The 9409-nt window shown below is 52.9% G+C and carries 10 protein-coding genes and 1 other annotated feature; of the genes, 7 read left to right on the top strand and 3 right to left on the bottom strand.

Annotated elements, in window-relative coordinates:
- Together sltY and trpR are read left to right on the top strand one after the other, a co-directional pair.
- On the top strand, positions 1-1308 hold a 1308-nt coding region (gene sltY / locus WCC56_RS17395; RefSeq protein WP_424693586.1), incomplete at its 5' end, for a murein transglycosylase.
- A 53-nt stretch (positions 1309-1361) separates the two neighbouring features.
- Positions 1362-1691, top strand: coding sequence for a trp operon repressor (gene trpR / locus WCC56_RS17390; RefSeq protein WP_424693585.1), 330 nt, complete (start codon positions 1362-1364; stop codon positions 1689-1691).
- On the opposite strand, the gene yjjX is transcribed toward trpR, so the two are convergent.
- Positions 1677-2228 (bottom strand): inosine/xanthosine triphosphatase, encoded by a 552-nt coding sequence (gene yjjX, locus WCC56_RS17385; RefSeq protein ID WP_424693584.1) that lies wholly within the window; start codon positions 2226-2228, stop codon positions 1677-1679. The genes trpR and yjjX overlap by 15 nt on opposite strands.
- 50 nt (positions 2229-2278) lie before the next feature.
- Between yjjX and gpmB the strand changes: the two genes are divergently transcribed.
- A complete protein-coding gene (gene gpmB, locus WCC56_RS17380; RefSeq protein ID WP_424693583.1) occupies positions 2279-2926 on the top strand; it encodes a 2,3-diphosphoglycerate-dependent phosphoglycerate mutase GpmB in 648 nt (215 codons plus the stop codon).
- 52 nt (positions 2927-2978) lie between these two features.
- On the opposite strand, the gene robA is transcribed toward gpmB, so the two are convergent.
- Entirely contained in the window at positions 2979-3869 is an 891-nt protein-coding gene (gene robA, locus WCC56_RS17375) for an MDR efflux pump AcrAB transcriptional activator RobA (RefSeq protein WP_424693582.1), read from the bottom strand.
- A 192-nt stretch (positions 3870-4061) separates the two neighbouring features.
- On the opposite strand from robA, the gene creA reads away from it, so the two are divergent.
- The gene (gene creA, locus WCC56_RS17370) at positions 4062-4532 is read left to right on the top strand and encodes a protein CreA (RefSeq protein ID WP_105760763.1); all 471 of its coding nucleotides are present in this window, start codon (positions 4062-4064) and stop codon (positions 4530-4532) included.
- 57 nt (positions 4533-4589) lie between these two features.
- Here creA and arcA read toward each other — a convergent pair whose 3' ends face one another.
- Positions 4590-5306 carry a two-component system response regulator ArcA gene (arcA, locus tag WCC56_RS17365; RefSeq protein ID WP_424693581.1) on the bottom strand — a complete coding sequence of 239 codons (717 nt, stop codon included), beginning with the start codon at positions 5304-5306 and terminating at the stop codon, positions 4590-4592.
- 595 nt (positions 5307-5901) lie between these two features.
- Between arcA and WCC56_RS17360 the strand changes: the two genes are divergently transcribed.
- The 3 genes from WCC56_RS17360 (at position 5902) to thrA (ending at position 9409) form a co-directional block, all read left to right on the top strand.
- Entirely contained in the window at positions 5902-6603 is a 702-nt protein-coding gene (locus WCC56_RS17360) for a tRNA/rRNA methyltransferase (RefSeq protein ID WP_424693580.1), read from the top strand.
- A gap of 190 nt (positions 6604-6793) precedes the next feature.
- On the top strand, positions 6794-6865 hold the full coding sequence (thrL, locus tag WCC56_RS17355) for a thr operon leader peptide (protein ID WP_071822137.1): 72 nt from the start codon (positions 6794-6796) through the stop codon (positions 6863-6865).
- Positions 6801-6922: a sequence feature (Thr leader region), on the top strand. Its footprint overlaps the gene before it by 65 nt.
- A gap of 24 nt (positions 6923-6946) precedes the next feature.
- Positions 6947-9409: a bifunctional aspartate kinase/homoserine dehydrogenase I gene (gene thrA, locus WCC56_RS17350; protein ID WP_424693579.1), complete on the top strand. Its 2463-nt coding sequence runs from the start codon at positions 6947-6949 to the stop codon at positions 9407-9409.

The raw sequence follows: 9409 nt of genomic DNA, 5'->3' as shown, positions 1-9409 counted from the left end.
GATTACCAGACCATGGCGAACGCGGTGATGGATCTGCAAAACAACCCGCAGACTGTCATGACCTTTGCCCGTGCCGTTGGGCCAACTGATTTTACCCGTCAGGCCACTGCGCTCGCTTTCGCCCGTGTAGCGCGTGAGGATGCTGAAAATGCCCGGGCGATGATCCCTTCGCTGGTCACCGCCCAGAAGATGAGCGATCAGCAAGCGCAGGATTTGAAAGAGGCGGTCGCCTGGCGCTTGATGGGCAACGATATCACTTCTGAACAGGCTCGCTGGCGTGATGATGTGGTGATGCGCAGCGACTCCACCTCATTGATTGAGCGCAGGGTCAGGATGTCACTCGGCATTAACGATCGTCGCGGCCTGAATACCTGGATTGCGCGTCTGCCGGTTGAAGCCAAACAGAAAGATGAGTGGCAGTACTGGCAAGCCGACCTGCTATTAGAGCAGGGCAGGAAAGAAGAAGCGGAGAAGATCCTGCATGCCCTGATGCAGGAGCGTGGCTTCTATCCGATGGTGGCGGCCCAGAAACTGGGTGAAGAGTACAAACTGCAGATTGATAAGGCGCCGCCGCAGGACAGCAGCCTGACGCAGGGCGCTGAAATTGCCCGCGTGCGTGAACTGATGTATTGGGGAATGGATAACCTGGCCCGCACGGAGTGGAGCTACCTGGTTTCCAGTAAAAACAGCAGCCAGCAGCAGCAGCTCGCCCAGTATGCTTACCAGCAAAACTGGTGGGTGCTGAGCGTGCAGGCGACCATTACCGGTAAATTGTGGAACAGCTTGCAGGAGCGCTTCCCGCTGGCTTATCAGGACCAGTTCCAGCGCTACGCTAACGGCAAGGCGATTCCGATTAGCTATGCCATGGCGATCGCCCGTCAGGAGAGCGCCTGGAACCCTAAAGCCCGTTCTCCGGTGGGTGCGGCGGGGCTGATGCAGGTGATGCCTGCCACCGCGCAACACACGGTGAAGGTCTACAGCCTGCCGGGCTACAGCAACAGTAGCCAGTTGTTAGATCCAGAAACCAATATTCAGATCGGCACGCAGTATCTGGAATCCGTCTATCAGCAGTTTGGTCAGAACCGCATCTTCTCTTCTGCGGCTTACAACGCGGGTCCTTCCAGGGTGAAAACCTGGCTGGGTAACAGCGCTGGCCGACTGGATCCGGTTGCCTTCATTGAAACCATCCCGTTTTCGGAAACGCGTGGCTACGTGAAGAACGTGCTGGCTTACGACGCTTATTATCGCCACTTCATGGATAAGTCAGACAAAATTCTGGCGGACAGTGAGTGGCAACGGCGCTACTGATCGTGTCAGGCCTGTGCTATGCTTTTGTACTAGTTTAATAGTATGGGCCACACATGAGCGAATCTTCCGTTCCCGTAACCATGGAACCGCATAACGAAGAGTGGCAGCGTTTTGTGACGCTGCTGCAACGTGCCTTTGGCAATGGATTACATCTGCCGCTGCTGCAACTGATGATGACGCCGGACGAGCGCGAAGCCTTAGGGACGCGTCTACGGATCATCGAAGAGTTGATGCGTGGCGAGTTAAGCCAGCGTGAGTTGAAAAATGATTTAGGGGTGGGAATTGCGACCATTACCCGAGGATCGAACAGCCTGAAAAGTGCGCCCCCGGCGCTGAAAGCCTGGCTGGAGGCGCAACTGCTGAACGGATCAGATAAGGTCTGACTCTTCGTTATCGCCCGGCTTGATCTGATAGATGTCATTGTGAAACGGGCAAAGCGCCAGAATCAGAGCCTGATGGTAAACACTGGTACGTGACAACAGGCCAGCGGTGAAGGCGCCAATGGCCCCGCCTTTTTGTTTGATGTTATCAATGCCAGTGATCCGGGACATCTCTTCGCCCAGTTCACGGCCTTCGTGTATGCCTTTCATCACGATGGCCGGCAGGGTGAAGCTGGCAGAGCGAGATTCGCCACGCAGCTTATGGTTTTCCACCACCATCCACGCGAAGGCGCTCTCTTCTTCAATTCCGGCTTCAATCGCTACCCAGAAATCGGCTTCCGGGCGAACCTGGCGGGCATTCATCACGCGCTGACGTGCGCCAGTTCTCGTTTCGTGATTTGTTATTGGTTGTGCGGCCACGCCGCTGTCGACCTCGACACCCTCAATATGGCAGGATCCTTCACCGAACACATCGCTGAATGCCTGAGAAATTGCCTTAATTTTGGCTGGATTGATGGTGGCAGCGACAACATGGTACATAATTGTTTGAACCCTTTAGGCAAATTTGTCGCAGTATAACGGAAAATCGCATGTTACAGGTCTATCTTGTTCGCCACGGAGAAACGCTTTGGAATGCCGCCCGGCGCATTCAGGGACAGTCAGACAGCGCGCTGACGGAGAAAGGAGTGCAGCAGGCACATCAGGTGGGGGAGCGAGTGAAACACTTCGGCATCACCCATGTTATCTCCAGTGATTTGGGGCGAACCAAACACACTGCAGAGATTATTGCTGATGCCTGCGGCTGCGAAGTCATCCTGGATCCCCGTCTGCGTGAGTTAAACATGGGCGTGCTGGAACAGCAGCCGCTGGATGAGCTGACGGAAGAGCAAGAGGGCTGGCGGAAAACGCTGGTCGACGGCACTGAAAATGGTCGCATTCCTGGCGGCGAGTCGATGACAGAGATGGCCGAGCGTATGCATCAGGCGCTGAATGCCTGTCTGGATCTGCCTGCTGGTAGCCGTCCGCTGATCGTCAGCCACGGCATGGCGCTGGGCGTACTGGTCAGTACCTTACTTGGCTTGCCTGCGCATGCTGAACGCCGTCTGCGTTTACGCAACTGCTCAATTTCTCGCGTTGATCATCAGCAAAGTGCCTGGCTGGCGGCTGGCTGGGTGGTGGAAACGGCCGGGGATGTTGCGCATCTCGATCAGCCTGCGCTGGATGAGTTGCAGCGTTAATCTCTGAAGAGAAAAAGCCGGGGCGAATAATCACTTCGCCCCTTTATGTTGCTTAAGCTGTAGTTGATTCTACCGGTGGACGGATCGGGATCAGATACTCACAGTGTATCTCAACAGGCGGCTCTGCACGTTTCTTGCCACCGTGGGTATAGAAGCGCTCAATATCCTGTCCATGACGACGGGTAAGCTTCAGCATCGGCATACAGGTGCCGTAAACCAGCAGGATAAAGTCCTGCAGATCGTTATGCGGCCCTTCGTAGGTAAACTGCACGTACTCCCCACCTTCTAACAACACGGTCTGCGTTGACTGCAAAGGCTGCGAAAGCTTGTCTGACGGCACGGCTGTGGTGTACAGGATCTCCTGTTCATCATCCTTTTCCATGCTCGGACGTGACTGATGCAAACCGTACAGCACCGGTGGAACCCTATCCGTTTCGGTCAGGAACTGACGCCAGAAGTGCATCCGCATCTCACCGCGGGCACTGGAGATCTGCTCCAGCGTACAGGTGTAACTTTGCGTTTGCCCAACCAACACGGTTTCTGGCAGAGTAACCCAGGTAGGCTCAGGAATGTGGAAATCACCCAGGCGGATCGGTGGACGCAGACCGAACGAGTTCCAGTCAGACGAGCGGCGATAGTACGCTGGCGTCTGATTAAACTGCTTCTTGAAGGCACGGGTAAACGTCTGCTGCGAATCAAAACGATACTGCAGGGCAATGTCCAGAATCGGACGGCTGGTCAGGCGAAGCGCCACAGCAGCCTTCGACAGACGGCGTGCACGGATATAAGCGCCGATCGCGTGCCCGGTGACTTCCTTAAACATTCTTTGCAAGTGCCATTTTGAATAACCGGCCTTGGTCGCCACGTTGTCCAGAGACAGCGGCTGATCAAGGTGGCTTTCAATCCAGACAAGCAAATCGCGAATGATACCGGCTTGATCCATAAATCATCCTTACCTGGTTAAAATTGGTGCAGGGAAAAGTTCCACTACTGGCTTCTGTTACGCATTCAGTCTGCAAGAAGACAAATACCCTGTGCTGATGCGCCTCAAACAACGGGGAGGTGTTACCATGCGGCAAGTGCCTGAAGAAGTTTACCTTACAATGTCATCTATTTTCTAAGCAATGGTAACGTTATGACAATGAGAAAATTGTTAATAGTCACGTCAGTGATTTTTACATCATTAACCGCTCATGCAGAGCAGGTTGGATCAGTGGATACGGTATTTAAGGTGTTTGGCCCAGACCATAAGATAGTGGTTGAAGCCTTCGACGATCCCGATGTAAAAAATGTAACTTGTTATATCAGCCGCGCCAAAACGGGTGGCATCAAGGGTGGGCTTGGGCTGGCTGAGGATACCTCAGACGCGGCCATCTCCTGTCAGCAGGTTGGTCCGGTTGAACTCAGCGATAAAATTGCCAAGGGTAAAGCTGAAGGCGAGGTTGTGTTCCAAAAGCGGACTTCACTGGTGTTTAAAAAGCTACAGGTGGTACGGTTTTACGATCAAAAACGTAATGCACTGATCTATCTGAGCTATTCCGATAAAGTCGTAGATGGTTCGCCTAAAAACGCCCTGAGCGCAGTGCCTATTATGCCGTGGAAATAGTCTGCTGCATAGAAAAGGGCCGGATTACCGGCCCTTAATTTTTTGCCCGAAGAGGACTTAGTCCTGCAGATCGCCACAGAAGCGGTAACCTTCACCATGGATGGTCGCGATGATTTCTGGCGTATCCGGCGTGGATTCGAAGTGCTTACGAATACGGCGGATAGTCACATCGACGGTACGATCGTGTGGCTTCAGCTCACGGCCTGTCATCTTTTTCAGCAGATCCGCACGGGTCTGGATTTTGCCTGGGTTTTCGCAGAAGTGCAGCATGGCGCGGAATTCACTGCGCGGTAGCTTGTACTGCTCGCCCTGCGGGCTGACCAGCGAACGGCTGTTGATGTCCAGCTCCCACCCGTTAAACTTATAGCTTTCTACCAGCTTGCGCTCTTCACTGTGCGGTGCCAGATTCATGGTGCGGGAAAGCAGGTTGCGTGCACGGATGGTCAGCTCACGCGGGTTAAACGGTTTGGTGATGTAATCATCTGCGCCGATTTCCAGGCCCAGAATTTTGTCGACTTCATTATCGCGACCGGTCAGGAACATCAGCGCTACGTTAGCCTGTTCGCGAAGCTCGCGAGCCAACAGCAGACCATTTTTCCCCGGCAGGTTAATGTCCATGATCACCAGGTTGATGTCGTTCTCGGTCAATATTTGGTGCATTTCGGCACCATCCGTAGCTTCATAAACCATGTAGCCTTCGGCCTCAAAAATACTTTTGAGAGTATTACGAGTCACTAATTCGTCTTCAACGATAAGTATGTGCGGGGTCTGCATGTGTTCGCTACCTAAAATTGCCAACAAAGTTAAAACAGGGCATACAGCTAACCAGGCCAGGCAGAAGAGTCATCCGGCGCGAAACGTCAACTGTACAGAATATGTTCTTGAACCATTAAAGGCCAGGCCGTGCTTCCCGAAAATACAAGGTGCAACCTGTCCTGATACGCTTAAAAATGTGTGTGCATCTTAGCCACATTAACAGCGAGATAACAGTACAAGACCTGACCGAAATGTAATAAACAACGCTAAGTTGACTTATATCAAACCAATTGTAGCACGTTAACAAGTTTGTGAAAAACTCTTACAAGAATGCCAGCTTAGCTCACATTTATGCACTTTTCGCCGACGAGTTACCTCATTGCGGCAAAAATAGTTAGGATCGGATTTAACATTTGTTAATTGATTGAACCCTATGGTTTTATCGGCTGATAATTGTTTTTATTAGGGTATTTGCAACGAAGTCGTCATATAATTTGATTATGACTGGGTAGAGTATGCGCCGATAATGTTATTGAATTGTTACCGTCGAGCGCGATTTTTTACAAGCTGGCTGTAATTTTTTACGGCACGGCCAACCAATATTAAGGCAGTTATGCGTTTTCCTCTGATACTTGTCTCACCACGCAGACCAGAAAATGTGGGTGCTGCCGCCCGCGCCATGAAAACCATGGGATTTGATGAGCTGCGGATCGTCAACAGTCAGGCTCATCTTGAACCGGCTGCCGGCTGGGTCGCTCACGGTGCCGGGGAAATTCTGGCGAATGCCACGCACTGGGATTCGCTGGAAGAGGCGTTGGCAGACGTTGACTTCAGCATTGCGACCACTGCGCGAAGCCGGGCAAAATTCCGTTATTACGCCACGCCTCAGCAGGTGCAGAGCCTGTTAGAAGAGAAGCAACAGTGGGTGCAAAGTGCTGCGCTGGTGTTTGGCCGGGAAGACACAGGGCTGACCAATGAAGAGCTGGAGCTGGTGGATGTGCTGACCGGTATTCCGATGGCGGCGGACTATCCTTCCCTCAATCTGGGTCAGGCCGTAATGGTCTATTGCTACCAGCTTTCTGCGCTGAGGCAGGTAAGTGCCACAAAAGAAGCCCCAGCGGATGCTCAGCAGTTAGTCGCGCTTCGTCAGCGTGTTGATCGTCTGTTGCTGAAGCTGGAAGTCAACGACGACAGCAAACTGGTGGACTGGCTGGCTCAGCGTATTGGCCTGCTGGAACAGCGCGACAGCGCCATGCTTCATCGTCTGCTGCATGACGTAGAAAAAAAACTTATAGATAAAAAGTCTGGCGAATAAAGTAATCGCAGTGGCTATTACTGCCCTTTTTTCGCCAGCTAACAGAATGGATCTGTTTTCGGCGAAAATCCCCCAAGGCTTCTCCGCTTCGTCACTGGCCGCAAAGTGATAAAAAAATTGACTTGGTCAGGCGATTGCTTTACTTCTGGAGGCCGACAGAATTTATAAACAGACAGACGATAAATCTAAAATGCGCAATTTCAGCCTGATGACAACAATCATTATTACCACCACCATTACCACAGGTAACGGTGCGGGCTGACGCATACAAGAATCATCAAAAACAAGCCCGCACCTAAATAGTGCGGGCTTTTTTTTCGGCTAAAATTCAGGAGATGTGGATATGCGAGTGCTGAAATTCGGTGGAACCTCAGTAGCCAATGCGGAACGCTTCTTACGCGTGGCAGACATTCTGGAAAGTAATGCGAAGCAGGGACAGGTTGCTACCGTATTGTCCGCGCCAGCCAAGATCACCAATCACCTGGTGGCAATGATTGAAAAAACCATCAGCGGTCAGGATGCGTTTCCCAATATCAGCGATGCTGAAAGCATTTTTGCCTCTCTGTTGCAGGGACTGGCAGACATCCAGCCAGGCTTCCAGTACGACAAGCTGAAAACGGTTGTCGACCAGGAGTTTGCTCAGCTTAAACAGATCCTGCACGGTATTGGCCTGTTGGGGCAGTGCCCGGACAGCGTAAACGCAGCGATCATCTGCCGTGGCGAGAAGCTGTCTATCGCGATCATGGAAGCGTTGCTGCAGGCTCGTGGGCATGGCGTTAGCGTTATTGACCCGGTTGAGAAGCTCTTGGCCGTTGGCCATTACCTCGAATCAACCGTAGATATCCCTGAATCCACTCGCCGCATCGCCGCCAGCCAAATCCCGCCGGAAAATATGATCCTGATGGCCGGTTTCACCGCAGGTAACGATAAAGGTGAGCTGGTGGTGCTGGGCCGTAATGGTTCCGACTATTCAGCAGCCGTGCTGGCCGCTTGTTTACGTGCTGATTGTTGTGAAATCTGGACCGATGTTGACGGGGTATACACTTGCGATCCTCGCCAGGTTCCTGATGCGCGCTTGCTCAAATCGATGTCCTATCAGGAAGCGATGGAGCTCTCCTATTTTGGCGCGAAAGTGCTTCATCCTCGCACCATCACGCCCATCGCTCAGTTCCAGATCCCTTGCCTGATCAAGAACACCGCTAACCCGCAGGCGCCTGGTACCCTGATTGGTGGCGACAGCTCAGATGATGATAACCCGGTGAAGGGCATCACCAACCTGAATAACATGGCGATGTTCAACGTCTCCGGCCCTGGCATGAAAGGCATGGTTGGCATGGCGGCAAGAGTCTTTGCGGCAATGTCACGCAGCGGGATTTCCGTGGTGTTAATCACCCAATCCTCTTCTGAATACAGCATCAGTTTCTGCGTGCCGCAGAGCGACCAGGCGCGTGCCCGTCGCGTATTGGAAGAAGAGTTCTATCTTGAGCTGAAAGATGGCCTGCTTGAGCCGCTGGACGTGATGGAGCATCTGGCGGTGATTTCGGTCGTCGGCGACGGTATGCGTACTTTGCGCGGCATCTCCGCCAAATTCTTCTCAGCGCTGGCGCGGGCTAACATCAATATCGTGGCTATTGCTCAAGGCTCTTCCGAGCGTTCAATTTCTGTCGTCGTGGATAACGATCAGGCCACCACTGGCGTGCGTGTCGTGCATCAGATGCTGTTCGCCACTGACCAGGTGATTGAAGTCTTTGTGATCGGCGTAGGTGGCGTAGGCGCGGCGTTGATTGACCAGCTGCATCGCCAGCAGGCCTGGCTGAAGAACAAGCATATCGATCTGCGTGTCTGCGGTATCGCCAATTCCAAAGCGCTGCTGACTAACGTTCACGGCATTCCGCTGGAGAACTGGAAAGGGTCGCTGGCAGAAGCCAAAGAGCCTTTCAACCTGGGCCGCCTGATGCGTCTGGTGAAAGAGTATCACCTGCTAAACCCGGTGATTGTTGACTGTACTTCAAGCCAGGCCGTTGCCGATCAGTATGCCGACTTCCTGGGCGAAGGCTTCCACGTAGTGACGCCGAATAAAAAGGCCAATACCTCTTCTTACAATTACTACCAGCAGATGCGCGCTGCGGCAGCAAAATCTCGTCGTAAGTTCCTCTACGACACTAACGTAGGCGCAGGCCTGCCGGTTATCGAGAACCTGCAAAACCTGCTGAATGCCGGTGATGAACTGCTGCGTTTCTCCGGGATCCTCTCTGGCTCTTTATCCTTTATTTTCGGTAAACTGGATGAAGGCATTTCGCTGTCTGAAGCAACGAAGACAGCCCGTGAAATGGGCTTCACCGAGCCAGATCCGCGCGACGATCTCTCTGGCATGGATGTGGCGCGCAAGCTGCTGATCCTTGCCCGTGAAGCGGGTTACCAGCTTGAACTTAGCGACATCGAAATTGAAACGGTGCTGCCAGAGGAGTTCACGGCAATTGCCGACGTGGAAACCTTTATGGCGCGTCTGCCAGAACTGGATGACGCCTTTGCCTCTCGTGTGGCTCGTGCCAGCGAAGAGGGCAAAGTGCTGCGGTTTGTCGGTGCCATTGAAGAAGGCGGCCGCTGCCGGGTGAAAATTGATGCCGTGGACGGAAACGATCCGCTGTATAAAGTGAAAAACGGCGAGAATGCTTTGGCTTTCTACAGCCGCTACTACCAACCTATTCCGCTGGTTCTGCGGGGTTACGGTGCCGGTAATGATGTGACCGCAGCAGGCGTGTTTGCCGACCTGTTACGCACCTTGTCATGGAAGTTGGGAGTTTAA

This window comes from Erwinia sp. (genome assembly GCF_049696395.1).
GTDB lineage: Bacteria > Pseudomonadota > Gammaproteobacteria > Enterobacterales > Enterobacteriaceae > Erwinia.
This window is presented reverse-complemented; position numbering and strand designations above follow the sequence as displayed.